This is a genomic window from Pseudomonas sp. F(2018), assembly GCF_005508865.1.
GTDB lineage: Bacteria > Pseudomonadota > Gammaproteobacteria > Pseudomonadales > Pseudomonadaceae > Aquipseudomonas.
The window spans coordinates 251132-275219 of sequence record NZ_SCOM01000003.1 but is presented as its reverse complement, the minus strand read 5'-3'; the positions used below and the strand labels follow the sequence as shown (position 1 = coordinate 275219).

The window sequence follows — 24088 nt, the reverse complement described above, 5'->3', positions numbered from 1 at the left end:
GCGATTCGGAAAACAACAAGGCCGCCCGTGGGCGGCCTTGTCATGCGGCGGGCGGTGTTCAGACGAACAGCTTCACGCCCACCCAGAACAGACCTGCGGACAGCAGGACGGTGGCCGGCAGGGTCAGTACCCAGGCCATCAGGATGTTGCGCACTGTACCGAATTGCAGGCCGCTCTTGTTGGCGACCATGGTGCCGGCGACGCCGGACGACAGTACGTGGGTGGTCGACACCGGAAGACTGTAGACGTTGGCCAGGCCGATGGCGATGGACGCGGTGATCTGCGCGCTCATGCCTTGGGCGTAGGTCATGCCCTGCTTGCCGATCTTCTCGCCGACGGTCAGCACCACGCGCTTCCAGCCGACCATGGTGCCGATGCCCAGGGCCAGGGCCACGGCGAAGATCACCCAGAGGGGGGCATATTCGGTGGTGGCGGTGAGGTCCTTGCGCAGCTTCTCCAGGTCCGCCTTCTCGCGCTTGGGCAGGCTGTCCAGCTTGCCGACCTTCTTCGCGGTGTCGTCCAGGCACAGCAGGTAGCGGCGCACCTGGGTACGTTTTTCCTGGCCCATCTGGTTGTAGTCGGTGACGCCCTGCAGGTCTGCCAGCAGGGTGGCGATGGTCACCTCGGTCAGTTTGGCGTCGCAGCGGAACTTGGCCGGCAGCTCGGTGGTGCCGTTCTTGCCCAGGGCCAGGTAGTCGCTCAGCGCGTCATGGTTGCGGGTGTAGAACTGCTGCAGGTGCGCGGCGGCGTCGCGGGTGCGCTCGATCTGGTAGGTGGTGCTGTTGAGGTCCAGCACGAACTTGGCCGGGACGATGCCGATCAGCACCAGCATGATCAGGCCGATACCCTTCTGCCCGTCGTTGGAGCCGTGCACGAAGCTCACGCCCATGGCGGAGGCGATCAGAACCACGCGGTTCCAGAACGGCGGCTTCTTCTTGCCCTTGACCTCCATGCGGCTCTCGGGAGTCTCGTGCATCTTCGAGTCGGCAAAGGCACGGCGCAGAGCGATCAGGATCAGCGCCGCCACGGCGAAGCCGGCCAGTGGCGAGAGCAGCAGGGACAGGCCGATATCGATCGCCTTCTGCCAGTTCACGCCGTCGGCCAGCGAGATGTTGGTGAGCAGGGCGTTGGCCAGGCCCACGCCGAGGATCGAACCGATCAGGGTGTGCGAGCTGGAGGCCGGGATGCCGAAGTACCAGGTGCCCAGGTTCCAGGCGATGGCCGCGGTCAGCAGGGAGAACACCATCACCAGGCCGTGGGCCGTGTTGACGTTGATCAGCAGCTCCACCGGCAGCAGGTGGACGATGGCATAGGCCACGCCGATACCGCCGAGGACCACACCGAGGAAGTTGAAGATGCCGGAAGCGATTACCGCCAGGTGCGGCGGCATCGCCTTGGTGTAGATCACCGTGGCCACCGCGTTGGCGGTGTCGTGGAAACCGTTGATGAATTCGAAGGTCAGGACAAAGGCCAGGGCTAGCACCAGACCGATGGCGACCCAGGCATCGAGCCCGCTGAATATCTCGAACATGACGTTTTCGTGACCGGAAAATGGGGCGCGAAGTATGCCAGATGACAACAGGTTCTGCTCGAACGGTCGTTTCCAGTCATGTCAGCCGGACGAAAGGTCATCCTGCCGCGGCATAGGCAGCGGGCGCCGGCCTCTCTATGATGGGGCATGCCACGGAGAATCCCCATGTCGCTTCCCTCCCTGCAGGACCAGTTCGCTGCGCTGATCGCCACCCCGTCAGTGAGCTGTACCCAGCCGCACTGGGATCAGTCCAACCGCGCGGTGATCGACCTGCTGGCCGGCTGGCTGGGCGACCTCGGCTTCGCCTGCGAGATCCAGGAAGTGGCGCCGGGTAAGGCCAACCTGCTCGCCACCCTCGGCAGTGGCCCCGGCGGCCTGGTGCTGGCCGGGCACAGCGACACGGTGCCGTTCGACGCCGCCCTGTGGCAGAGCGATCCACTCAAGCTGACGGCCCAGGGCGACCGCTGGGTCGGCCTCGGTGTGTGCGACATGAAGGGTTTCTTCCCGCTGGTGATCGAGGCGGTGCGCGGCCTGCTCGATCAGCCGTTCAGGCAGCCGCTGCTGGTGCTGGCCACCTGCGACGAGGAAAGCTCGATGGCCGGTGCCCGCGCCCTGGCCGAGGCTGGCCGGCCCCTGGGGCGCGCCGCGGTGATCGGTGAGCCGACCGGCCTGAAGCCGATCCGCCTGCACAAGGGCGTGATGATGGAGCGCATCGACATTCTCGGGCAGAGCGGCCACAGCTCCGACCCCAGTCTCGGCCACAGCGCCCTGGAGGCCATGCACGACGCCATCGGCGCGCTGCGCGAGCTGCGCAGTCAGTGGCAGCGCGAGTTCAACAACCCGCAGTTCGGCGTGCCGCAGCCGACCCTCAACCTCGGCTGCATCCACGGCGGCGACAACCCCAACCGCATCTGCGGCCAGTGTTCGCTGGAGTTCGACCTGCGTCCGCTGCCGGGTATGGACCCGGAGCAGCTGCGTGCGGCCATTCGCGGCAAGCTGCGGCCGCTGGCCGAGCGGCACCAGGTGAAGATCGACTACGCGCCGCTGTTCGCCAACGTGCCGCCCTTCGAGCAGAGCGCCGACAGCGACCTGGTGCGCCTGGCGGAAAAGCTTACCGGGCATGCGGCGCAGTCGGTGGCATTCGGTACCGAAGCCCCGTATCTTCAGCAGCTTGGCTGCGAGACCATCGTCCTCGGCCCCGGCGACATCGCCTGTGCCCACCAGCCGGGGGAATTCCTCGAGCTGGCGCGTATCGAGCCGACGGTGCGCCTGCTGCGCCAGCTGATCCAGCACTACTGCCTATGACCCGCCCAGCCTAAGGGGAGCACCGATGTTGCGACGACGCTAGACCGACCTTCCTTCTCCGCGTGCGGAGAGGCAAACCATCGCTCGTCCGTCCCCGCTCACAGGCTCCTGCATGCACGACTACGTCAACTGGCTCCGCCACGCTTCGCCCTATATCAACGCCCACCGTGACTGCACCTTCGTGGTCATGCTGCCCGGCGAAGGTGTGGAACACCCGAATTTCGGCAATATCGTTCACGACCTGGTGCTGCTGCACAGCCTCGGCGTGCGCCTGGTGCTGGTACACGGCTCGCGCCCGCAGATCGAGACGCGCCTGGCCGAGCGCGGCCTGACCCCGCGCTACCACCGCGACCTGCGCATCACCGATGGCCCGACCCTGGACTGCGTGATCGATGCCGTCGGCCGCCTGCGCATCGCCATCGAGGCGCGCCTGTCGATGGACATGGCCGCCTCGCCGATGCAGGGCTCGCGTCTGCGCGTGAGCGGCGGCAACTTCGTCACCGCGCGGCCGATCGGCGTGGTCGATGGCGTCGACTATCACCACACCGGCGAAGTGCGCCGCGTCGACCGCAAGGGCATCGGCCGCCTGCTCGACGAGCGCAGCATCGTGCTGCTGTCGTCGCTCGGCTACTCGCCCACCGGGGAAATCTTCAACCTGGCCTGCGAAGACGTCGCCACCCGCGCCGCCATCGACCTGCAGGCCGACAAGCTGCTGCTGTTCAGCGCCGAGCGAGGCCTGCTCGACGAGAGCGGCAAGCTGGTGCGCGAGCTGCGCCCGCAGCAGGTGCCGGCGCACCTGGCGCGGCTCGGCAGCTGCTACCAGGCCGAACTGCTGGATGCTGCGGCCCAGGCCTGCCGCGGCGGAGTCAAGCGCAGCCATATCGTCAGCTATATGGAAGACGGCTCGCTGCTCACCGAGCTGTTCACCCGCGATGGCGGCGGCACCCTGGTCGACCAGGAGCAGTTCGAATCGCTGCGCGAGGCGACCATCGAGGACGTTGGCGGGCTGATCGATCTGATCACTCCGCTGGAGGACCAGGGCATCCTGGTGCGCCGTTCGCGCGAGGTGCTGGAGCGCGAGATCGAGCAGTTCAGCATCGTCGAGCGCGACGGCCTGATCATCGCCTGCGCCGCGCTGTACCGCATCGCCGACTCGGACGCCGGCGAGCTGGCCTGCCTGGCGGTGAACCCCGAATACCGCCACGGCGGCCGCGGCGACGAGCTGCTGGAGCGCATCGAGGAACGCGCCAAGGCGCTGGGTCTGAAGACTCTGTTCGTGCTCACCACGCGCACCGCCCACTGGTTCCAGGAGCGCGGCTTCGAGCCCAGCGGCGTCGAGCGTCTGCCGGCGGCGCGGGCCTCGCTGTACAACTACCAGCGCAACTCGAAGATCTTCGAAAAGCTGCTGTAAAGACTGCTGCGCGTCGGCTAAACGGCGTTGAAAACGGCTTCGGAATGCTCATTTACAACTCGTAAACTCCGCTTCCTCAGCCGTTTTCGCCACCGTTTATCTCTAGCTCGCGCGTCTTTGGATCGTGCAATGAAAAGGGCCGCGTTTGCGGCCCTTTTGTTTGGTGGGGTGAATCAGGCGCTGCGCCGTTGGTGCAGCTTGAACTGCTCGTTGCCGTCGTCCCAACCGGCCTCCCAGGCGGCGGCCAGCACTTCAACGGGGTAGGGTTGCGCGTGCTGCGGCTGGCCGGTGAGTCCGGCCATGTAGCCTTGCTGGTAGGCCTTGTTCAGGCTTTCCAGACTCCAGTCGTGGTTGTCTGCGTCGGGCGTCATGGCTGTTCGCCAATGCGGGTTTCCCCACAGGCTAGCCCCTGCCGGCGCCAGCGGCATGCCGTCGGTCAGGGGCGAGCGGTCGAAGTGGCGGAATTGTGACGAATTGCCGCTAAAGCGACGGTTCGTTGACCGCTGCGCCTGGCGAGACCGGTGCCGAGCGCATCGGCACGCACCTCACACGCTGATGCCGAGAATGCTCGCCTGATAGGCCGCGACGAAAGTGTCGAAGTCGCCGGCGGGTGCACGTTCCAGCTCGGCCTGTTCGGCCAGGGACTGGCGCGCGGCTGCCTCGAACTGCGCCTGCTCCGTCGCGCTCAGCGGCTGGGCGCGGAAGGTGGCGGCGTGGGCCTTGCTCTGGCGCAGGGCGAACGCACGGAAGCTCTCGCCGCTTTCCTTCAACTCGGCCAGCACCTGGGCCGAGGGTGTCAGGCTGGCGTCCTCGACCTTGCGCCGTTGCAGGTGCAGGGCGGTCTGGTAGGCGTCGCCGCCGTAGGCGCGGTCGAGCAGCGCGGCGATCGGGGTGAAGGCGTCGAGCAGTTCGCCGGCCCAGGTCCGCAGCTCGACCTGCTCGCCGTCGCGCTGCAGGTGCAGGCCGGGGCGGCGGCCTTCCTTGACCGTCTTGAGGAAGTTCTCGGTGCTGGCGCGACACACGCCGCTGGCCAGCAGCGGGCTGTCCTGCAGGGCGCAGAACAGGATGAAGGCGTCGAGGAAGCGCGCCTGGTCCAGGTCGATCCCCATCGGCAGGTAGGGGTTGATGTCCAGGCAGCGCACTTCCACGTACTGCACGCCACGGCTCATCAGGGCCTGGATCGGGCGCTCGCCGGAATAGGTGACGCGCTTCGGGCGGATGCTCGAGTAGTACTCGTTTTCGATCTGGATGATGTTGGTGTTGAGCTGCAGCCACTCGCCATTGGCGTCCTTGGTGCCGATCTCGGCATAGGCCGGGTAGGGCGTGGCCACCGCCGCGCGCAGGCTCTCGGTGTAACTGGCCAAGTCGTTGTAGCAGGGCGTCAGGCCCGACTGGGCGCTGCTCTGGTAGCCCAGGTCGCTCATGCGCAGGCTGGTGGCGTAGGGCAGGTGCAGGGTGTCGGCATCCAGCGGTTGCAGCTGGTGCGGACGGCCGCGCAGGAAGCTGGCGTCCAGTGCCGGCGAGGCGCCGAACAGGTACATCAGCAGCCAGCTGTAGCGGCGGAAATTGCGGATCAGCGCGATGTAGCTGGCGGACTGGTAGTCGCGTGCGCTCTGCGTGTCGCCGTCCAGCCGCTGCAGCAACGGCCACAGGCCCTCGGCCAGGCTGAAGTTGTAGTGGATGCCGGCGATGCATTGCATGGTCTTGCCGTAGCGCAGGGCCAGGCCCTGGCGATAGACGTACTTCAGACGACCGATATTGGAGTTGCCGTAGCGGGCGATCGGGATATCCGCCTCGTCCGGCAGCACGCCGGGCATGGACGGGCTCCACAGGTACTCGCCGTCCAGTTGGCTGGCGGCGAAGCGATGGATGCGCTCCAGCTCGGCCAGGGTATCGGCCGGGTTCGGCTCGGCCGGGGTGATGAACTCCAGCAGGGCCTCGGAGTAGTCGGTGGTGATCTGCGGGTGGGTCAGCGCCGAGCCGAGTGCGACCGGGTGTCCGGTCTGTGCCAGTTCACCCTGCTCGTCAACGCGCAGGGTCTCGCGCTCGATGCCGTGCAGGCACTGGGTGAGCAGGGACAGGTGGGCGGCATCGCCGAGCAGAGCCAGGCGGCGGGAGAGGAGATCGCTCAAGATTCTTGTTCCTTCACTCGACGGTCGCCCCTATATGGGGGTGGAGCCGCCACACTGCAAGTCGGGTACGGACGGACGCTGTCGCCTGACCGGAAGGGGAGGATGCGCCGACAGCGCGGCTCTGCGCAATGCCTCAAGCTCCCCTCTCCCGTTGGGAGAGGGAGTCAGATCACTTGCAGATAAAGGTGGCCTGGGCGGTGGCGATCAGCTTGTCGCCCTGTTCCACCTTGGCCTCCAGCACATGCACCTTGCGTCCGCCGTTGAGCACGCGGGCGTGGCAGACCACCTCGCCGGACTCGACGCCGCGGATGTAGTTGACCTTGCATTCCAGGGTCATGCTGCCGGCCTCGCCGTCGAACAGGCTGTGGCTGGCCTGGCCGAGGGCGGTGTCGATCAGCGAGTAGAGCGCGCCGCCGTGCATGCGTCCGTGCAGGTTGAGCATCTGCTCCTGCATGTCCATGCGTAGCTCGGACTCACCGTTCTCGGCACGCAGGATGCGGATGCCGAGCAGGCGACTGAAGTTGCTTTGTTTGCCGACGGGCGCGTCACTCATGGCTCACTTCCTCAGCTGCTTGGCGTTGGCGAACAGCGAGGCCATGGCCGCATTGGCCGGGGCCGGCTTGTCCTGGCTGGAGTGGCGCTCGCTACGCGGCTGGTTGCCGCCGCGGTTCTGAGCGCCGTTGCCGCGGGACTGGCCGCCGCGCGGGCCATCGACCTTCTCGCCGGGGGTGTCGCTCATGCGCATGGTCAGGCCGACGCGGTTGCGCGGGATGTCCACTTCCATGACCTTCACTTTGACGATGTCGCCGGCCTTGACCACCTCGTAGGGGTCTTTGACGAACTTCTCCGACAGGGCGCTGATGTGCACCAGGCCGTCCTGGTGCACGCCGATGTCGACGAAGGCGCCGAAGTTGGTGACGTTGGTCACCACGCCCTCCAGGATCATGCCCGGCTGCAGGTCCTTGAGACTCTCGACGCCTTCCTGGAACTCGGCGGTCTTGAACTCCGGACGCGGGTCGCGGCCCGGCTTGTCCAGTTCCTTGAGGATGTCGGTGACGGTCGGCAGGCCGAAGCTCTCGTCGGTGAAGCGCTTGGGATCCAGGCTGCGCAGGAAGCTGGAATCGCCGAGCAGCGAGCGCACGTCGCGGCCGGTATCGGCGGCGATGCGCTGGACCAGTGGATAGGTCTCCGGGTGCACCGCGGAGGCGTCCAGCGGGTTGTCGCCGTTCATCACGCGCAAGAAACCGGCCGCCTGCTCGAAGGTCTTGTCGCCCAGGCGCGGCACCTTCTTCAGGTCGCTGCGGCTCTTGAACGCGCCATTGGCGTCGCGGAACTGCACGATGTTCTGCGCCAGGGTGCTGTTGAGGCCGGAGATGCGTGCCAGCAGGGCGGCGGAGGCGGTGTTGACGTCCACGCCGACGGCGTTCACGCAGTCCTCGACCACCGCGTCCAGCGAGCGCGCCAGTTTCAGCTGCGACACGTCGTGCTGGTACTGGCCGACGCCGATGGATTTCGGGTCGATCTTCACCAGCTCGGCCAGCGGGTCCTGCAGGCGGCGGGCGATGGAGACGGCGCCGCGCAGCGACACGTCCATATCGGGGAATTCGCGGGCGGCCAGCTCGGAGGCGGAGTACACCGAGGCGCCGGCCTCGGAGACCATGACCTTGGTCAGCTTGAGCGCCGGCAGCTTCTTGATCAGGTCGATGGCCAGCTTGTCGGTCTCGCGGCTGGCGGTGCCGTTGCCGATCGAGATCAGGTCCACCGCGTGCTTGGCGCACAGCTTGGCGAGGATGGCCAGGGTGCCGTCCCAGTCGTTGCGCGGCGCGTGCGGGTAGACGGTGGTGGTTTCCAGCACCTTGCCAGTGGCGTCGACCACGGCCACCTTGCAGCCGGTGCGCAGGCCCGGGTCGAGCGCCAGGGTGGCGCGCGGGCCGGCCGGGGCGGCCAGCAGCAGGTCGTGCAGGTTACGGGCGAACACGGTGATCGCCTCGTCCTCGGCCTTCTCGCGCAGCTCGCCGAGCAGGTCGGTTTCCAGGTGGGTGTAGAGCTTGACCTTCCAAGTCCAGCGCACCACCTCGCCCAGCCACTTGTCGGCGGCGCGGCCGCGCTGCTCGATGCCGAAGCGCTCGGCGATCATCAGCTCGCACGGGTGCATGGTGCCCGGCGCTTCGTCGCCGACCTTGAGGCTGGCGCCGAGGATGCCCTCGTTGCGCCCGCGGAAGATCGCCAGCGCACGGTGCGACGGCACACCCTTGAGGGCCTCGTCGTGCTCGAAGTAGTCGCTGAACTTGGCGCCTTCGGCTTCTTTGCCGGCGACCACGCGGGCGCTGAGGGTGGCCTCGTTCTTCAGGAAGGAGCGCAGCTTGTCGAGCAGGCTCGCATCTTCGGCGAAGCGCTCCATAAGGATGTACTTGGCGCCTTCCAGCACGGCCTTCACATCGGCGAAGCCCTTCTCCGCATCGACGAAGCGCGCGGCCTCGGCTTCCGGGTTCAGGCTCGGGTCATCGAACAGGCCGTCGGCGAGCTCGCCGAGGCCGGCCTCCAGGGCGATCTGGCCCTTGGTGCGGCGCTTCTGCTTGTACGGCAGGTAGAGGTCTTCGAGGCGGGTCTTGGTATCGGCCTCGTTGATCTCGCGGGTCAGCTCGGGGGTCAGCTTGCCCTGCTCCTCGATGCTGGCGAGGATCGCCGCGCGGCGCTCGTCCATCTCGCGCAGGTAGCGCAGGCGCTCTTCCAGGTGGCGCAGCTGAGTGTCGTCCAGGCTGCCGGTGACTTCCTTCCGGTAGCGGGCGATGAAGGGCACGGTGGAGCCTTCGTCGAGCAGGGCCACGGCGGCGGCGACCTGTTGCGGGAGGACGCCGAGCTCGGCGGCGATACGCTTGTTGATGCTATCCATGAACCCTACCTGACAGAAAAACCACGCCGGTGCCGACGCGAAAGCGCCGCATTATAAACACCGGGTCGAAAAGCATTGGGAACCGTTCGGGGAAAAATCTGCTAACAATGGTCGAGCCGCCACGCGCCGGTGCTGGGCGATAATGCCGCGCCACCTCGGACAGGAGAGAACATGAGCAGTACACCCGCAGTCGAAGGCGAAAAGATCCTCATCGTCGATGACGACCCCGGCCTGCGCCGCCTGCTGGAGCGCTTCCTCAGCGAGCAGGGCTATCGCGTACGCGCCGTGGAGAACGTCGAGCAGATGGACCGCCTGCTGGCCCGCGAGCTGTTCCAGCTGCTGGTGCTCGACCTCATGCTGCCGGGCGAGGACGGCCTGTCCGCCTGCCGCCGCCTGCGCGAGGCGAACAACCAGATGCCGATCATCATGCTCACCGCCAAGGGCGACGAGGCCAGCCGCATCCAGGGTCTGGAAGGCGGTGCCGACGACTACCTGGCCAAGCCGTTCAACCCGCGCGAGCTGCTGGCGCGGATCAAAGCCGTGCTGCGCCGCCAGGCACCGGTAGTGCCCGGCGCGCCGGCCAGCGAGGACGAGACCGTCACCTTCGGCGACTACGAGCTGTCCCTGGCCACCCGCGAGCTGAAGAAGGGCGACGAGCTGCACATGCTCACCACCGGCGAGTTCGCCGTGCTCAAGGCCCTGGTCCAGCACGCCCGCGAGCCGCTGACCCGGGACAAGCTGATGAACCTGGCCCGCGGCCGCGAGTGGGACGCCCTGGAGCGCTCCATCGACGTGCAGATCTCCCGTCTGCGCCGGCTGATCGAGCCGGACCCGTCCAAGCCGCGCTATATCCAGACCGTCTGGGGCGTGGGCTACGTGTTCGTGCCGGACGGTAACAAGTAAGCCCATTCCCTGATGAAAACCCCCGTCTGGTTCCCGCAGAGCTTCTTCGCCCGCACCCTGTGGCTGGTGCTCATTGTCGTGCTGTTTTCCAAGGCGCTGACCCTGGTCTACCTGATGATGAACGAGGACATGCTGGTCGACCGCCAGTACAGCCACGGCGCGGCGCTGACCCTGCGCGCCTACTGGGCGGCGGAGCCGGAGGACCGCGCGCATATCGCCGAGGCGGCGACGCTGAGCCGGGTGGCGCAGGACAAGGTGCCGGCCACCGAGCAGCACTGGCCCTACTCGGAAATCTTCCTGCGCCAGATGCAGGCCGAGTTGGGCCCGGACACCGAGGTGCGGGTACGGGTGCAGAGCCCGCCGGCGCTGTGGGTGCGCGCGCCGAGCCTGGGCCCGGACTGGCTCAAGGTGCCGCTCTACCCGCACCCGCTGCGTGGGCAGAAGATCTGGAGCGTGCTCGGCTGGTTCCTCGGCATCGGCCTGCTGTCCACCGCCGCCGCCTGGATCTTCGTGCGCCAGCTCAACGCACCGCTCAAGCGCCTGGTGTTCGCCGCCCGCCAGTTCGGCCAGGGGCGCAGTGTGCGCCTGCCGGTGAGCGACACGCCGAGCGAGATGACCGAGGTGTACCGCGCCTTCAACCAGATGGCGGAGAACATCGAGCAGGGCGCCCGCGAGCGCGAGCTGATGCTGGCCGGGGTGTCGCATGACCTGCGCACGCCGCTGACGCGCCTGCGCCTGTCGCTGGAGATGCTCGGCGGCGATGCCGAGATGAGCGAGGACATGATCCGCGACATCGAGCATATGGACGCCATCCTCGACCAGTTCCTCGCCTTTATCCGCGACGGCCGCGACGAAAAGCCCGAGCCGGTGCTGCTCGACGAGCTGGTGCGCGAGACGGTGGCGCCCTACAACCAGCAGGAGGAGCGGGTGCGCCTGTGCCTGGAGCAGGTGCCGGCCTTCCCGCTGCGCCGGGTGTCACTCAAGCGCCTGCTGGTCAACCTGCTGGACAACGCCCTGCGCTACGGCGGCCAGGGCGTGGAAGTGGTGGCCAACGTCGCCGGCGACGAGAGCGCGCCCTATGTGGTGCTCAGTGTGCTGGATCGCGGCCCGGGCATCGCCCCGGCGGAGATGGGCGAGATCTTCAACCCTTTCATCCGCGGCGATCGCGCCCGTGGCGGCAAGGGTACCGGCCTGGGCCTGGCCATCGTCAAGCGCATCGCTGCGCTGCACGGCGGCAGCGTGGAGCTGCGCAACCGCTCCGGCGGCGGCCTGGAGGCACGCATCTGCCTGCCGCTGGGCCTGCTGTTGCCGCGCGACGCCAACTGACGGCACGCGGCCGCCTCTCGACGAAGCACCGCCGCGGGCCGCGGCCGACCGCTCTAGCAGGCCTGATCTATGCTGCTCTGGTGATCCGCATGAGGTCAGCATGGCCGTAGATTCCGCTCCTCTACCGCGATGGACCTGGTGGCTGCCGTTGCCGCTGCTGCACCTGGCCACCTGGCTGTCGTTGTCGACCCAGTACGCCACGGGTGCCGCACTGTGCTACCTGCCGTTCGCCCTCGGTCTGTGTGCCGTGCTCTGGTGGGGGCCGCGCGTGCTGCTGGCGCTCTATCTCAACGCGATGTTCAGCGCGCCGTTGTGGGGCCTGGACTGGCAGTGGGCGCCGCTGCATGCGCTGCCGGAAACCCTCGCCGTCGGCCTTGCCTGGCTGGCCTTGAGCCGGCTTGGCAATGCGGCGCTGCCGGATATCGCCAGCCTGCTGCGCTTCGTCCTGCTCGGGGTGCTGGCCCCGGCGCTGCTCGGTGCCCTGCTGACGCAGGGTGGTCTGTTGCTCAGCGGCCGACTGCCGGGCCAGTGGCGCGAGGCGATTCTCGAGCTGTGGCTGCTCGACAGCCTGATCGCCCTGGCCGTGTCCCTGCCCCTGCTGTGCCTGTTGACCCGGCGCCTGCAGCGGCGCGGCTGGGCCCTGCTGGCGGGGCCGGCCCTGGGCGAAGAGGGCGTCGGCGTGCGGGTACTGCCCTGGTGGCTGCTGCCGGTGCTGCTGGCCGCGCTGCCGTTGTCGCTGTGCTTCCTGCCGCTGCTGCTGATCCTGCCGCTGATCGGCGTCATGCTGCTGGCGCTGGCCCTGCTCTGGGGGTTCGCCGGTGCGCTCTGGGGCACGGCGCTGACGGCGCTGGCGGTGCTCCTCCTGCCGCTGGCCGGGGGCCTCGGCAGCAAGCTGGAATGGGGCGCGCCGCAGCGCCTAGAGATGCACTTCAGTGTGCTGCTGATGATGCTCGCCGCGCTGCTGGTGGGCCGCGCCCTCGGTGACCTGCGCAATACCCTGCGGCGCAGCGCGGCGATGCAGAAGGAGCTGGCCCTGGCCAACCTGGCGCTGCAGTCCTGCCCGCTCGGCGTGTCGATCTCCGACCTGCGCCAGCCCGGCGTGCCCTTCATCTACTGCAACCCGGCGCTGGAGCGCATCAGCGGCTATTCCCGCGAGGAGATCATCGGCACCTCCAGCCGTCTGCTGATCGACCAGGACGAGTCGCAGAGCGGCCTGCTGCGGGTGCGCCATGCCATCCGCCACGGCGTGGCGCACCAGGAGGTGCTGCGCAACTACCGCAAGAACGGCCAGCAGTTCTGGAACGAGATAACGGTGGCGCCGCTGCTCGACGAGCATGGCGAGGTCAGCCACCTGGTGGCGCTGAACAACGATGTCAGTGAACGCGAGCGCCTCGCCGCCGAGCTGGCCCAGCGCCGCGAGGAACTGCTGCGCCAGGCCCATCTGCTGACCCAGACCGAGGAGGTGGCGGACATCGGTGGCTGGGTGCTGGACCTGGTGACCCAGCGCATGTACTGGACCGAGGGCTGCTTCCGCCTCAACGAGCTGGACCCGGCCGGCGGCGCGCCGGACATGCAGGGCTCGCTGGATCGCTACGATGCGCCCAGCCAGAAGCTGATGAACGAGACCCTGGAGCGGGTGCTGCAGACCGGCGAGCCGTTCGACCTCGAAGTGCGCCTGCTCGGTGCCCGCGGTACCGCGCGCTGGGTGCGCCTGAAGGGCTTCGCCGAGCGCGACGGCGAGCAGGTGGTGCGTCTGTACGGGGCGATCCAGGACATCAGCGAGCGCCGCCGCACCGAGCGCCGCCTGCGCGAGCGCGACGAATGGCTGCGCCTGTTCTTCGAGGCGCCGCTGATCGGCATGGCCATGGTCAGCCCGCAGCGCCAGTGGCTGGAGGTGAACTTCAAGCTGTGCCAGATCCTCGGCCGCAACCGTGACGAGCTGCGCGCCAGCCACTGGCTGGAGATCACCCATCCGCAGGACATCGAGCGCGAGGAGGCGCTGTTCGCCGCCATCTGCAGCAGCGAGCGCGACGACTACGAGCTGGAGAAGCGCTTCCTGCGCAAGGACGGCAGCATCGTCTACGCCCGCCTCAGCCTGCGTGCGGTGCGTGACCCGAGTGGCCAGCTGGAGGCCTGCCTGGCCCTGGTGGAAGACATCACCGCGCGCCACGAGGCCGAGGCGCGCTACCGCACCCTGGTCGAACACGCGCCGGAGGCGATCCTGCTGTTCAGCCCCGACGGCGGCATCATCGACGCCAATGCCAACGCCCTGCGCCTGTTCCGCTGCAGCCGCGCCGAGCTGATCGGACGCAAGCCGACCGAGCTGAGCCCACCGCACCAGGCCGATGGCAGTCTGTCGGAACCGCTCGGTCGGCAGCACATCGATGCCGCCATCGCCGGCGAGACACCGGTGTTCGAATGGCTGCACCGCGACCTCGGCGGCCGCCTGCTGCCCTGCGAGATCCGCCTGGTGCGCATGCCCGGCGAGCCGCTGCTGATCCGCGCCAGCGTCACCGATATTTCCGAGCGCCAGCGCTACCAGCGCGAGATCGAGCGCCTGGCCTACAGCGACGAGCTGACCGGTCTGCCCAACCGCCGCCTGCTGCAGGACCGCCTGCAGCAGGCCATGGCCCGCGAGCGCCGCGAGGGCAGTTTCGGCGCGCTGCTGTTTATCGACCTGGACCACTTCAAGACGGTCAACGACAGCCTCGGCCATCACGTCGGCGATGACCTGCTGCGCGAAGTCACCGCCCGTCTCGGCCACAGCTTGCGCGCCGAAGACACCCTGGCCAGGCTCGGCGGTGACGAGTTCGTGGTGCTCCTGGAGACCCTGGCCGACAGCCAGGCCATGGCCGCCGAACTGGCCGCCGAGGTGGGCGACAAGCTGCTGGCCAGCCTGCGCGGCAGTTTCCAGGTGCAGGGTCACGACCTGATGGTGACCGGCAGCATCGGCATTACCCTGCATCCGCTGGCCGGCCAGGACGCCGCCGACGCCCTCAAGCAGTCGGACACGGCCATGTACCGGGCCAAGCATTCCGGGCGCAACGCCCTGCATTTCTTCGCTCCGGAGATGCAGGCGGTGATCGATCAACGCCTGCAGCTGCAGAGCGAGCTGCGCCTGGCCATGGCCCGCGACCAGCTGTACCTGGTGTTCCAGCCGCAGCTGGAGCTGGCCAGCGGGCGCATCGCCGGTGCCGAGGTGCTGCTGCGCTGGCGTCATCCGGAACGCGGCGAGATTTCGCCGGTGCAGTTCATCCCGCTGGCCGAGGAGACCGGGCTGATCCACGAGCTCGGTCACTGGGTACTGGAACATGCCTGCGCCAGCCTGGCGCGCTGGCAGGCCGACTGGCCGCAGCTGGTGCTGGCGGTCAACCTCAGCCCGCGCGAGCTACGCCAGGCCGATTGCGTCCAGCGCGTCGGCGACTGCCTGCGCCGCCATGCGCTGCCCAGCGGCGCGCTGGAGCTGGAAATTACCGAAGGTGTGCTGCTGGAGGATGTCGAGCACTGCATCGCCACCATGCTGGCGCTCAAGGCCCAGGGCGTACGCTTCGCCATCGACGACTTCGGCACCGGCTACTCATCGCTCACCTACCTCAAACGCCTGCCGCTGGACCGCCTGAAGATCGACCGCAGTTTCATCCACGACCTGGAAGGCGACGCCAGTGGCGGCATGCTGGTGGAGACCATCCTGATGATCGCCCGCAACCTGGGCCTGGAGTGCGTGGCCGAGGGCGTGGAGAACGAGGTCCAGCTCGACTGGCTACGCCGGCACGACTGCGCGCTGGGCCAGGGTTTCCATCTGGGACGGCCACTGGGCGAGCGGGAGTTTATCGAGTGGATGGAGCGTAACGCGGGAGCCGGCCTGCCTCTCGGATAGGCAACCCGGCGGCGGAAAACTGATCAGCCGCGCCCGCGGGTACGGGTCTGCCCCGGAATGGCGTTCTTCTCCAGGTACTCGATGATGATGCCGGCCACGTCCTTGCCGGTGGTGGTCTCGATGCCTTCCAGGCCCGGCGAGGAGTTCACCTCCATCACCAGCGGGCCGTGGTTGGAGCGCAGGATGTCGACGCCGGCCACCGACAGGCCCATGACCTTGGCCGCGCGGATGGCGGTCATGCGTTCTTCCGGGGTGATCTTGATCAGGCTGGCCTCGCCGCCGCGGTGCAGGTTGGAGCGGAATTCGCCGGGCTTGGCCTGGCGCTTCATCGCCGCGATCACCTTGTCACCGACCACGAAGCAGCGGATATCGGCGCCGCCGGCTTCCTTGATGTATTCCTGCACCATGATGTTCTGCTTCAGGCCCATGAACGCCTCGATCACCGACTCGGCGGCCTTCTCCGTCTCGCAGAGCACCACGCCGATGCCCTGGGTGCCCTCCAGCACCTTGATCACCAAGGGGGCGCCGTTGACCATCTGGATCAGGTCGGGAATGTCGTCCGGCGAGTGGGCGAAGCCGGTCACCGGCAGGCCGATGCCCTTGCGCGACAGCAGCTGCAGCGAGCGCAGCTTGTCGCGCGAGCGGCTGATGGCCACCGACTCGTTGAGCGGGAAAACGCCCTGCATCTCGAACTGGCGCAGCACGGCGCAGCCATAGAAGGTCACCGAGGCGCCGATGCGCGGGATCACCGCGTCGAAGCCTTCCAGCGGACGGCCGCGGTAGTGGATCTGCGGCTTGTGGCTGGCGATGTTCATGTAGGCGCGCAGGGTGTCTATCACCACCACCTCGTGGCCACGCTCCTCGCCGGCTTGGATCAGGCGACGCGTCGAGTACAGGCGCGGATTGCGCGACAGGATGGCGATCTTCATTGGGCACCGGAAAGAATGGGGAGCTGCGGTTTGTCTTGCACGTAGGTCAGCGCCGGGTTGACCACCAGCTGGCCGTCGACCAGGGCGTGGGCGCCGAGCAGTACGCGATAGCGCATGGTCTTGCGGCAGGCCAGGGTGAAGTCCACCGGCCAGCTGCGGTCGCCCAGGGTCAGGGCGGTACTGATCACGTAGCGGGTCTGGGCCTGGCCGTTGGAACTCTTGATGGTCTTCACCGTCACCACCTTGGCCTCGCACGGGTGGCGGCGCTGCACCAGGGTGCCGAAGTGCGCCGTGAAGCGCACCCAACGCACGCCGTCACGCTCGAAGGGCGCTATGTCGCTGGCATGCAGGGTCGAGGTGCTGGCACCGGTGTCGATCTTTGCGCGCAGGCCGATCATGCCCAGCTCGGGCAGGTTGATCCATTCGCGCAGACCGATCACGGAGAGTTGGTCGAAGGTCTTCAATACAGGCTTCCATCGGCGATGCAGGCATTCTAGATGTGCCATGTGACAACTGCATCAGGCAAGATTCACGCCGCGTGACGAGTTTTCCAGGGTGAGAAATGAGCGACAAAGACGACAAGGTGCGCCTGGACAAGTGGTTGTGGGCGGCGCGCTTCTACAAGACCCGTTCCCTGGCCAAGGAAGCCATCGAAGGCGGCAAGGTGCATTGCCGCGGCGAGCGCTGCAAGCCGGGCAAGGAGCCGAAGCTCGGCGACGAGTACGTCATTCGCGCCGGTTTCGACGAGCGGACCGTGGTGGTGCGCGGGCTGTCCATGGTGCGGCGTGGCGCGCCGGAGGCGCAGCTGTTGTATGAGGAGACGGCCGAGAGCATCGCCCGCCGCGAAGAGGCTGCGGCCCTGCGCAAGGCTGGCGCCCTCGGCGTGCAGACCGACGGCCGGCCGAACAAGAAGCAGCGCCGCCAGCTGCTCGGCCTGCGCGGCGACTGAGCCGCCGGCCATCGCCGCATGGCTTGGATGCACCGGCGTTTGTCCCTAGAATTCCGCCTTATTCCCCGGGCCATCCAGCGCGGCGCACTCGTCAGAGGCGTCGGTGGCCCGTCATCCTCTTCGTCAGGCGGTCCCCGATGCACGATTTCGATCATTCCCAGCGTTTCATCTTCGACGACAACGACGTCCGCGGCGAGATGGTCAGCCTGGCCGAGAGCTACCAGCACGTGCTGGCCAAGCATCCCTATCCGCAGCCGGTGGCCCAGCTGCTCGGCGAGATGCTCGCCGCCGCCGCCCTGTTGGTCGGCACCCTGAAGTTCGAAGGTCTGCTGGTGCTGCAGGCGCGCTCTTCCGGCCCGGTGCCGCTGGTGATGATCGAGTGCTCCAGCGAGCGCGAAGTGCGCGGCATCGCCCGCTACGATGCCGAGGCGGTGGACGCCGGAGCCGGTCTGCGCGAGCTGATGCCGGACGGCGTGCTGGCATTGACCATCGACCCGGCCAAGGGCCAGCGCTACCAGGGTATCGTCGAGCTGGAGGGCGACAGCCTGGCCGACAGCCTGAGCGCCTATTTCGCCACCTCCGAGCAGCTGCCGACCCGCTTCTGGCTGCGTGCCGACGGCCAGCGCGCCCGTGGCCTGCTGCTGCAGCAGCTGCCGCCGCACCATCAGACCGAGCCGGAAGAGCGCCAGGAGAGCTGGAATCATGTGCTGACCCTGGCCGACACCCTGAGCGCCGAGGAACTGCTCGGCCTGGACAACCAGACCGTATTGCACCGCCTCTATCACCAGGAGGCCGTGCGCCTGTTCGAGCCGAACCCGCTGCAGTTCCGCTGCAGCTGCTCGCGCGAACGCTCGGCGCGGGCTCTGATCAGCGTCGGCCAGGCCGATGCCGAGGCCCTGCTGGAAGAGAGCGGCGGGCGCGTGGAGATTGACTGCCAGTTCTGCAACGAGCGCTATTTCTTCGATGCCAGCGACGTGGCCCAGCTGTTCGCCACCGGCGACAGCCAGGCGCCATCGACGACTCGGCACTGAAAGTGATAGCCAGACTCTATTGATGGCATTCGCGGACAAGAGGCTGCCAAGCTCCTGGCTTTTCTGGCATACTCCCGCGACTTTTTTATCGCTGTAGTGAAGCTTCAGGCCCACTACACAAGTTCGGAAGACTCGGCCGCCGGCCGACGGGGACCCAAATGACGCAAGCCAATACCACCGTGTACACCGACATCAGCGCTGCCCAACTGGTCGAAGAGGCCATCCGTCGTGGCGAGGGTGAGCTGGCCGCCAACGGTTCTCTGGTTGTCCGTACCGGTCACCGTACCGGCCGCTCGCCTGCCGACCGCTTCATCGTCCAGGAGCCGAGCACCGAGGCGAAGATCGCCTGGGGCAACATCAACCGTCCGTTCCCGGCCGACAAGTTCGATGCCCTGTGGGATCGCGTCGAGGCGTTCAACGCCGCCCAGGGCCACTTCGTTTCCCATGTTCACGTAGGTTCGGCCGACGCCCACTACCTGCCGGTGAAGATGACCACCCAGACTGCCTGGCAGAACCTGTTCGGCCGTTGCCTGTTCATCAACCCGGAAACCTACAACCCGGCCGGCAAGGCCGAGTGGCAGATCCTCAACGTCGCCAACTTCGAGTGCGTACCGGAGCGTGACGGCACCAACTCCGACGGCTGCGTGATCATCAACTTCGCCGCCAAGAAAGTCCTGCTCGCCGGCATGCGCTACGCCGGTGAAATGAAGAAGGCCATGTTCTCCGTGCAGAACTTCCTGCTGCCGGAAGCCGACGTGCTGCCGATGCATTGCGCCGCCAACATCGGCGAAGAAGGCGACGTGACCCTGTTCTTCGGTCTGTCCGGCACCGGCAAGACCACCCTGTCGGCCGACCCGAGCCGCTACCTGATCGGTGACGACGAGCACGGCTGGGGCGTGGGCGTGGTGTTCAACATCGAGGGTGGTTGCTACGCCAAGTGCATCGACCTGTCCGAGAAGAACGAGCCGGTGATCTGGAAAGCCATCCAGTTCGGCGCCGTGCTGGAGAACGTGGTCCTAGACGAGAACCGCGTCCCGGACTACGCCGACGACAGCCTGACCCAGAACAGCCGTGCGGCCTACCCGCTGGAGCTGGTCGAGAAGCGCTCCGAGAAGAACCTCGGCGGCGAGCCGAACGCCGTGATCTTCCTGACCTGCGACCTGACCGGCGTACTGCCGCCGGTGTCGATCCTCAGCGAAGAGCAGGCCGCCTATCACTTCCTGTCCGGCTACACCGCGCTGGTCGGCTCCACCGAAATGGGCAGCGGCGGCGGCATCAAGTCGACCTTCTCCACCTGCTTCGGCGCGCCGTTCTTCCCGCGTCCGGCCGGCGAGTACGCGGAGCTGCTGATCAAGCGCATCCGTGGCTTCGGCTCCAAGGTGTACCTGGTCAATACCGGCTGGACCGGTGGTGGCTACGGCGTCGGCAAGCGCTTCAACATCCCGACCACCCGTGGCGTGATCGCCGCCATTCAGAGCGGCGCTCTGGTCGGTGCCGAGACCGAGCAGCTGCCGATCATCAACCTGAGCGTGCCGAAGGCCGTTCCGGGCGTCGAGACCAACCTGCTCAACCCGCGCAACACCTGGGCCGACGGCAACGCCTACGACGAAGCCGCTCGTGGCCTGGCCCAGCAGTTCGTCGACAACTTCAAGAAGTTCGACGTCTCCGACGCCATCCGCAACGCCGGTCCGCAGCTGTAAGCTGCAGGCCAATGAAAAAGCCGCCCGAGGGCGGCTTTTTTGTGCCTGTCCACCTGATGGCTCAGGCACTGGATGCAGCGTAGGGCTCCGGCCTGGCCGGCTCGTTCTCAGGCCGCTCGGGGCGGCTGGCGATATCTGCGATGTTCTGGGCCCGGTCGTTGCGCTCTTGCGCCTCGCGCAGCTCCGTAGCGGTCTCCAACGGGGTCGGCTGGCTCTCGACTTCGCCTTCGCTGGCCACTGCCAGATAGGTTTCGATCTGCCTTTGCTGAGTGTTGGCGCTGTAGATCTGCGTAGCCGCATCACGCTTGGCGGCCTGGCTCAGTTCGCGGCTTTCCTGGCGCTCTGCGACTCGGTCGGAAGTAGCGTCCACAACCTTGTTTACCTGTTCGGGACTGGTCGGGCCGTACTTGTTGATGACCTGAGTCGAGGGCGGCAGATTGCCGCTGTAGCCGTTGATCTGCATTAGGAATGCATCTCCCTGTAATTGCCTGGCTTTACTGTAATCCCCGACGAGGGAAGTACATTAGATTGATTGGCAATAGCCGGTCCGCTTCATGACGGGCCAAACAGAGGATGACAGCGCTCGTCGAGCCCGGCGGATTCGGCGAGCGCACCGGGGCTGAGCAGGCTGGTGAGAATCAGCAGCAGGGGAGCGAAGCGTTTCATGGTGGCCTCCTGATGGTCAGCGAGGACAGCCGGACGGCTCAGTCGATTACCTCTGCGCCCTGGATGGTCAGCTCCGGCAGGGCGGCGGGCATCGGACATACCTGCAGATACTTGATGCTCTCGCGCGGGATCATCAGCAGGTCGCCATCCACCTCGATGCTCAGAAAAGGCGATTCCAGCTGCTTGCGCAAGGCGCGGGCGACGGCCGCCGGGTCCTCGCTCTGCTTGGGAAAGCGCAGGGCCAGGCGCTGGCCGTCCTGGAAATACAGATACAGATGCTTGAGTGGCTTCATGGGGCTCCTCCCTGGGAGGGCTCGCCCCATCGTGGGCGGCCCTAGCTGCGGTCGGCCAGTACGCCGATCAGGAAGAAGACTAGTAGCAGGACGGGCGACAGGGTGAAGTTGTTGAAGTAGCCCAGGCCTTTGGCCAGCCAGGGGGTGAGGAAGACGATGGCCAGGCCGTAGCCGATGGCGCAGACCAGCACGAAGATGAAGGTGCGCAGGACGAAGTTGAGGCCGCTGATGGAGCGCTGTACCCAGGCGTTGATGCCGGGGCCGAACAGCACGAAGAGGGTGGCCATGATGGCCAGCGAGATGTCGTACAGGTTGCCTCGGCACCAGCGCGAGAGGGTGGCGATCAGGTCGAGTACGAGATCCATCGGTGGTCCTTAGGGCGGATTGTGAGGCCGCCATTCCACCCTAGTCCGGGCGCGAATGCAAAGCGTGGTGAACGGCTTTGCTCCAGGTCGCGTTGGCGCAATCCAGAGGGCGTCTTATGCCCTGGCGGGTGTATCCACCCGATGGATGCCGGCTACCGGCGCAAATCTCAGTCGTCCCGGCGGATTTCGCGGGATTCCTGACGAGTGTCCTGCTTGGTGCCGCGCTTGAGTTGGCGACAATCCATGCGGTTATCCCCCGAGTCGATGCATTCCTGCTTGAGATCGCGTGCTTCCTCGCGCCCGCTCTGGCGATTGTCGCGGGCATCTTGGCGATCGCTGCGCCGATCCTGTCGCCGCTCCGAGCCATAGGTACCTGCATGGGCCGGTGGTGGGGTGAGCAGGGGCGTGACAATGGCCAGCAACAGGGCCGATACCGCGAGGCGCAAACCAGTGGAGCGATTCATGGTGCCTCCTGGTCGATGGGCGGGGCTGGAAAAGTATAGGTGAGGCTGGCCCGGCCTCTTCGGCGAGTGGATATACGGAGTGATGCCTTTGCCTGGGCGCGACTATCGGTTGGCCGGGCTCAGGGCAGGAAGTGCTGCAGCAGGTCGTTGAGGAACAGCTGGCCTTCGCGGGTGGCGACCAGGCGTTGCGGGTCGCGCTGCAGCAGCTGGCGTGCCTCGGCCTCGCGGCGTGCCGCGTCCAGGCTGGCCAGCGGCAGGCCGGTGCGCTGCTCGAACAGTGCTGCCGGCACACCATCGCTCAGGCGCAGCACGTTCATCAGGAACTCGAAGGGCAATTCCTCGGCATCCAGCAGGCGCTCGCCGGCCTGGAAAGCCTTGTTCGTATCCAGATAGTCCTTGGGCAGGCGGGTCTTCCAGGTACGCAGGATTCGTCCGTCCGGCGCGCTCAACTTGGCGTGGGCGCCGGCGCCGATGCCGAGGAAGTCGCCGAAGGTCCAGTAGTTGAGGTTGTGCCGCGCCGCGCGCCCGGCCTGGGCATAGGCGGAAACTTCATATTGTCCGTAGCCCTCTGCGGCCAGTAGGGCCTGCCCGGCCTCCTGGATGTCCCACAGCAGGTCGTCCTCGGGCAGTTCGGGCGGCTGGCTCCAGAACACCGTGTTCGGCTCCATGGTCAGCTGGTACCAGGACAGGTGCGTCGGGCCCTGGGCGATGGCGGTGCGCAGGTCGAACAGGGCGTCCTCGATGCTCTGCCCGGGCAGGCCGTGCATCAGGTCGAGGTTGAAGTTGTCGAAACCGGCGGCGCGCGCCATATCGGCGGCGCGAATCGCCTCGCCACCATCGTGGATACGGCCCAGGGCCTTGAGCTTGGCCTCCTGGAAGCTCTGCACGCCGATCGACAGGCGATTGATGCCGAGGTTGCGGTAGTCGCGGAACTTGGCCTGCTCGAAGGTGCCCGGATTGGCCTCCAGGGTGATCTCGATATCGCTGGCGAATGGCACGCGGCGCTGCACGCCTTCCAGCAGGCGGCCGAGAGCCTTGGCCGAGAACAGGCTGGGCGTGCCGCCGCCGAAGAAGATCGAGGTCAGCTCACGGCCGTGGGCGTGTGCCTGGTCGGCATCGAGGTCGGCGAGCAGGGCGTCGACGTACTCCTCTTCCGGCAGGCTGGGGCCAGCGGCATGGGAGTTGAAGTCGCAGTAGGGGCATTTGCGCACGCACCACGGGATGTGGATGTACAGCGCGAGTGGCGGCAGCTGGAAGCCACCGCCGGGCGAGGTGTTCATTGCAGACCCAGGCGCTGCTTGAGCAGGGCCATGGCGCGGGCGCGATGGCTGATGCGGTTTTTCTCGTCGCTGGCCAGTTCGGCGCTGGAGCATTCGCGCTCCGGCACCCAGAACAGCGGGTCGTAGCCGAAGCCCTCGGCGCCACGGGCTTCGCGCAGGATGCTGCCGTGCCACAGGCCTTCGCAGAGGATCGGCAGCGGGTCGTCGGCATGTCGCACCAGGGCCAGGGCGCAGACGAACTGGGCGCCGCGCTCGGCGTCCGCCACGTCCTTCAGCGCATCGAGCAGCTTGGCGTTGTTGGCCGCGTCGCCCTGGCCATCGGCGTAGCGCGCCGAGTAGATGCCCGGGGCGCCGCCGAGAAAGTCCACGGCCAGGCCGGAGTCGTCGGCCAGTGCCGGCAGGCCGGACACGCGGGCGGCGTTGCGCGCCTTGAGGATGGCGTTCTCGACGAAGGACAGGCCGGTCTCTTCCGGCTCGATGCTGGAGAACTCGCCGACCGAGCGCACGCGCACGTGTTCGCCGAGCATGGCCTGGAGTTCCTTGAGCTTGCCGGCGTTGTGGCTGGCCAGTACCAGTTCTTTGAAGGGCATGGTCATTCGTCCGGGAACACTTCCTGGTTGAAGGTAAAGGTGTGCGGTGCGCCGTCGCCGATCTGCACGTTGACGCTGAAGGTCAGGATCTCGCGCTCACGCAGCGGGAACTCGGCCAGGTAGTACACGGCGCCGCTCTCCAACACTTGCTTGAACTGCAGTTCGACGGTTTGCCCGAGCAGGTTCTTCAGGGTGCCGCCGACCTTGGCCGCCTGGCCCTTGCCGTCCTTGAGCGCGGCGATGTTGAGCACACCCACCGTCTTGCTGCGGGTCAGGCCAGCGGCCGCGGCCACGTCCGGCTGCAGGAAGCTGGAGTTGAACACGCTGTAGTGCACGTCCAGTTCGCCGAAGGTCTGTTTGCGTTCGGCGAACGCGGGCAGGGCGAAGAGCACGCAGAGCAGCAGGGATGCGAAACGGCGCATGAGAGGTCCTCCGGGGCGTCG

The 24088-nt window shown here is 67.0% G+C and carries 22 protein-coding genes; 8 read left to right on the top strand and 14 right to left on the bottom strand.

From position 1 onward, the window contains the following. Window positions 1-58: 58 nt before the first annotated feature. Entirely contained in the window at window positions 59-1531 is a 1473-nt protein-coding gene (locus FFS62_RS15195; protein WP_137973672.1) for an inorganic phosphate transporter, read from the bottom strand. Window positions 1532-1696: 165 nt separating this feature from the next. On the opposite strand from FFS62_RS15195, the gene argE reads away from it, so the two are divergent. After that, window positions 1697-2836, top strand: a complete 1140-nt coding sequence (argE, locus tag FFS62_RS15190; protein ID WP_137973671.1) for an acetylornithine deacetylase — start codon at window positions 1697-1699, stop codon at window positions 2834-2836. A gap of 112 nt (window positions 2837-2948) precedes the next feature. Beyond that, on the top strand, window positions 2949-4247 hold the full coding sequence (argA, locus tag FFS62_RS15185; protein WP_137973670.1) for an amino-acid N-acetyltransferase: 1299 nt from the start codon (window positions 2949-2951) through the stop codon (window positions 4245-4247). 173 nt (window positions 4248-4420) lie between these two features. Here the strand turns inward: argA and rmf are convergent, their stop codons facing one another. The 4 genes from rmf to FFS62_RS15165 form a co-directional block, all read right to left on the bottom strand. Continuing rightward, a complete protein-coding gene (gene rmf / locus FFS62_RS15180; protein ID WP_137973669.1) occupies window positions 4421-4618 on the bottom strand; it encodes a ribosome modulation factor in 198 nt (65 codons plus the stop codon). A gap of 174 nt (window positions 4619-4792) precedes the next feature. Beyond that, window positions 4793-6379, bottom strand: coding sequence for a glutamate--cysteine ligase (gene gshA, locus FFS62_RS15175; protein ID WP_137973668.1), 1587 nt, complete (start codon window positions 6377-6379; stop codon window positions 4793-4795). Window positions 6380-6548: 169 nt separating this feature from the next. Then, complete coding sequence (locus FFS62_RS15170; protein ID WP_137973667.1) at window positions 6549-6932, bottom strand: PaaI family thioesterase; 384 nt, start codon at window positions 6930-6932, stop codon at window positions 6549-6551. A gap of 3 nt (window positions 6933-6935) precedes the next feature. Then, window positions 6936-9272, bottom strand: a complete 2337-nt coding sequence (locus tag FFS62_RS15165) for a Tex family protein (RefSeq protein WP_137973666.1) — start codon at window positions 9270-9272, stop codon at window positions 6936-6938. Window positions 9273-9443: 171 nt separating this feature from the next. On the opposite strand from FFS62_RS15165, the gene ompR reads away from it, so the two are divergent. The 3 genes from ompR to FFS62_RS15150 all read left to right on the top strand — a co-directional run bounded on the left by ompR (window position 9444) and on the right by FFS62_RS15150 (window position 15378). Continuing rightward, the gene (gene ompR / locus FFS62_RS15160; protein ID WP_137973665.1) at window positions 9444-10175 is read left to right on the top strand and encodes a two-component system response regulator OmpR; all 732 of its coding nucleotides are present in this window, start codon (window positions 9444-9446) and stop codon (window positions 10173-10175) included. Between the two features lie 12 nt (window positions 10176-10187). Then, window positions 10188-11501 carry an ATP-binding protein gene (locus FFS62_RS15155; RefSeq protein WP_137973664.1) on the top strand — a complete coding sequence of 438 codons (1314 nt, stop codon included), beginning with the start codon at window positions 10188-10190 and terminating at the stop codon, window positions 11499-11501. Between the two features lie 100 nt (window positions 11502-11601). Further along, entirely contained in the window at window positions 11602-15378 is a 3777-nt protein-coding gene (locus FFS62_RS15150) for a bifunctional diguanylate cyclase/phosphodiesterase (protein WP_137973663.1), read from the top strand. Window positions 15379-15401: 23 nt separating this feature from the next. Here FFS62_RS15150 and rimK read toward each other — a convergent pair whose 3' ends face one another. Then, window positions 15402-16307, bottom strand: a complete 906-nt coding sequence (rimK, locus tag FFS62_RS15145) for a 30S ribosomal protein S6--L-glutamate ligase (protein ID WP_137973662.1) — start codon at window positions 16305-16307, stop codon at window positions 15402-15404. After that, on the bottom strand, window positions 16304-16771 hold the full coding sequence (locus FFS62_RS15140) for an ATP-dependent zinc protease (protein ID WP_137973661.1): 468 nt from the start codon (window positions 16769-16771) through the stop codon (window positions 16304-16306). The genes rimK and FFS62_RS15140 overlap by 4 nt, the downstream gene beginning before the upstream one ends. 98 nt (window positions 16772-16869) lie before the next feature. Between FFS62_RS15140 and FFS62_RS15135 the strand changes: the two genes are divergently transcribed. From FFS62_RS15135 to FFS62_RS15125, 3 genes are all read left to right on the top strand, one after another. After that, complete coding sequence (locus tag FFS62_RS15135; RefSeq protein WP_137973660.1) at window positions 16870-17256, top strand: RNA-binding S4 domain-containing protein; 387 nt, start codon at window positions 16870-16872, stop codon at window positions 17254-17256. Between the two features lie 137 nt (window positions 17257-17393). Continuing rightward, a complete protein-coding gene (hslO, locus tag FFS62_RS15130; protein ID WP_137973659.1) occupies window positions 17394-18287 on the top strand; it encodes an Hsp33 family molecular chaperone HslO in 894 nt (297 codons plus the stop codon). Between the two features lie 158 nt (window positions 18288-18445). Next, window positions 18446-19987, top strand: coding sequence for a phosphoenolpyruvate carboxykinase (locus FFS62_RS15125; protein WP_137973658.1), 1542 nt, complete (start codon window positions 18446-18448; stop codon window positions 19985-19987). 61 nt (window positions 19988-20048) lie between these two features. On the opposite strand, the gene FFS62_RS15120 is transcribed toward FFS62_RS15125, so the two are convergent. From FFS62_RS15120 to FFS62_RS15090, 7 genes are all read right to left on the bottom strand, one after another. Further along, window positions 20049-20450 (bottom strand): hypothetical protein, encoded by a 402-nt coding sequence (locus FFS62_RS15120; protein ID WP_137973657.1) that lies wholly within the window; start codon window positions 20448-20450, stop codon window positions 20049-20051. Window positions 20451-20691: 241 nt separating this feature from the next. Beyond that, window positions 20692-20946: a hypothetical protein gene (locus FFS62_RS15115; protein WP_021699018.1), complete on the bottom strand. Its 255-nt coding sequence runs from the start codon at window positions 20944-20946 to the stop codon at window positions 20692-20694. A gap of 41 nt (window positions 20947-20987) precedes the next feature. After that, complete coding sequence (locus FFS62_RS15110; protein ID WP_043310954.1) at window positions 20988-21311, bottom strand: DUF3392 domain-containing protein; 324 nt, start codon at window positions 21309-21311, stop codon at window positions 20988-20990. A gap of 167 nt (window positions 21312-21478) precedes the next feature. Then, the gene (locus FFS62_RS15105) at window positions 21479-21775 is read right to left on the bottom strand and encodes a hypothetical protein (RefSeq protein WP_137973656.1); all 297 of its coding nucleotides are present in this window, start codon (window positions 21773-21775) and stop codon (window positions 21479-21481) included. A gap of 119 nt (window positions 21776-21894) precedes the next feature. Further along, window positions 21895-23055 (bottom strand): radical SAM family heme chaperone HemW, encoded by a 1161-nt coding sequence (hemW, locus tag FFS62_RS15100; protein WP_137973655.1) that lies wholly within the window; start codon window positions 23053-23055, stop codon window positions 21895-21897. Further along, window positions 23052-23645 carry an RdgB/HAM1 family non-canonical purine NTP pyrophosphatase gene (gene rdgB, locus FFS62_RS15095; protein WP_171016350.1) on the bottom strand — a complete coding sequence of 198 codons (594 nt, stop codon included), beginning with the start codon at window positions 23643-23645 and terminating at the stop codon, window positions 23052-23054. Before rdgB ends, hemW begins: the two co-directional genes overlap by 4 nt. A gap of 2 nt (window positions 23646-23647) precedes the next feature. After that, on the bottom strand, window positions 23648-24067 hold the full coding sequence (locus FFS62_RS15090; protein ID WP_137973653.1) for a DUF4426 domain-containing protein: 420 nt from the start codon (window positions 24065-24067) through the stop codon (window positions 23648-23650). Window positions 24068-24088: the final 21 nt, after the last annotated feature.

Bases quoted from the DNA above. Each gene is read 5' to 3' on its own strand.
- FFS62_RS15155 (WP_137973664.1), top strand. From the start codon at position 10,188: ATGAAAACCCCCGTCTGGTTCCCGCAGAGCTTCTTCGCCCGCACCCTG.
- rimK (WP_137973662.1), bottom strand. From the start codon at position 16,307: ATGAAGATCGCCATCCTGTCGCGCAATCCGCGCCTGTACTCGACGCGT.
- rdgB (WP_171016350.1), bottom strand. From the start codon at position 23,645: ATGCCCTTCAAAGAACTGGTACTGGCCAGCCACAACGCCGGCAAGCTC.
- hemW (WP_137973655.1), bottom strand. From the start codon at position 23,055: ATGAACACCTCGCCCGGCGGTGGCTTCCAGCTGCCGCCACTCGCGCTG.
- FFS62_RS15120 (WP_137973657.1), bottom strand. From the start codon at position 20,450: ATGCAGATCAACGGCTACAGCGGCAATCTGCCGCCCTCGACTCAGGTC.
- FFS62_RS15125 (WP_137973658.1), top strand. From the start codon at position 18,446: ATGACGCAAGCCAATACCACCGTGTACACCGACATCAGCGCTGCCCAA.
- FFS62_RS15110 (WP_043310954.1), bottom strand. From the start codon at position 21,311: ATGGATCTCGTACTCGACCTGATCGCCACCCTCTCGCGCTGGTGCCGA.
- argE (WP_137973671.1), top strand. From the start codon at position 1,697: ATGTCGCTTCCCTCCCTGCAGGACCAGTTCGCTGCGCTGATCGCCACC.
- FFS62_RS15195 (WP_137973672.1), bottom strand. From the start codon at position 1,531: ATGTTCGAGATATTCAGCGGGCTCGATGCCTGGGTCGCCATCGGTCTG.
- FFS62_RS15150 (WP_137973663.1), top strand. From the start codon at position 11,602: ATGGCCGTAGATTCCGCTCCTCTACCGCGATGGACCTGGTGGCTGCCG.
- FFS62_RS15170 (WP_137973667.1), bottom strand. From the start codon at position 6,932: ATGAGTGACGCGCCCGTCGGCAAACAAAGCAACTTCAGTCGCCTGCTC.
- FFS62_RS15115 (WP_021699018.1), bottom strand. From the start codon at position 20,946: ATGAAGCCACTCAAGCATCTGTATCTGTATTTCCAGGACGGCCAGCGC.
- rmf (WP_137973669.1), bottom strand. From the start codon at position 4,618: ATGACGCCCGACGCAGACAACCACGACTGGAGTCTGGAAAGCCTGAAC.
- FFS62_RS15135 (WP_137973660.1), top strand. From the start codon at position 16,870: ATGAGCGACAAAGACGACAAGGTGCGCCTGGACAAGTGGTTGTGGGCG.
- hslO (WP_137973659.1), top strand. From the start codon at position 17,394: ATGCACGATTTCGATCATTCCCAGCGTTTCATCTTCGACGACAACGAC.
- ompR (WP_137973665.1), top strand. From the start codon at position 9,444: ATGAGCAGTACACCCGCAGTCGAAGGCGAAAAGATCCTCATCGTCGAT.
- argA (WP_137973670.1), top strand. From the start codon at position 2,949: ATGCACGACTACGTCAACTGGCTCCGCCACGCTTCGCCCTATATCAAC.
- FFS62_RS15105 (WP_137973656.1), bottom strand. From the start codon at position 21,775: ATGAATCGCTCCACTGGTTTGCGCCTCGCGGTATCGGCCCTGTTGCTG.
- FFS62_RS15165 (WP_137973666.1), bottom strand. From the start codon at position 9,272: ATGGATAGCATCAACAAGCGTATCGCCGCCGAGCTCGGCGTCCTCCCG.
- FFS62_RS15090 (WP_137973653.1), bottom strand. From the start codon at position 24,067: ATGCGCCGTTTCGCATCCCTGCTGCTCTGCGTGCTCTTCGCCCTGCCC.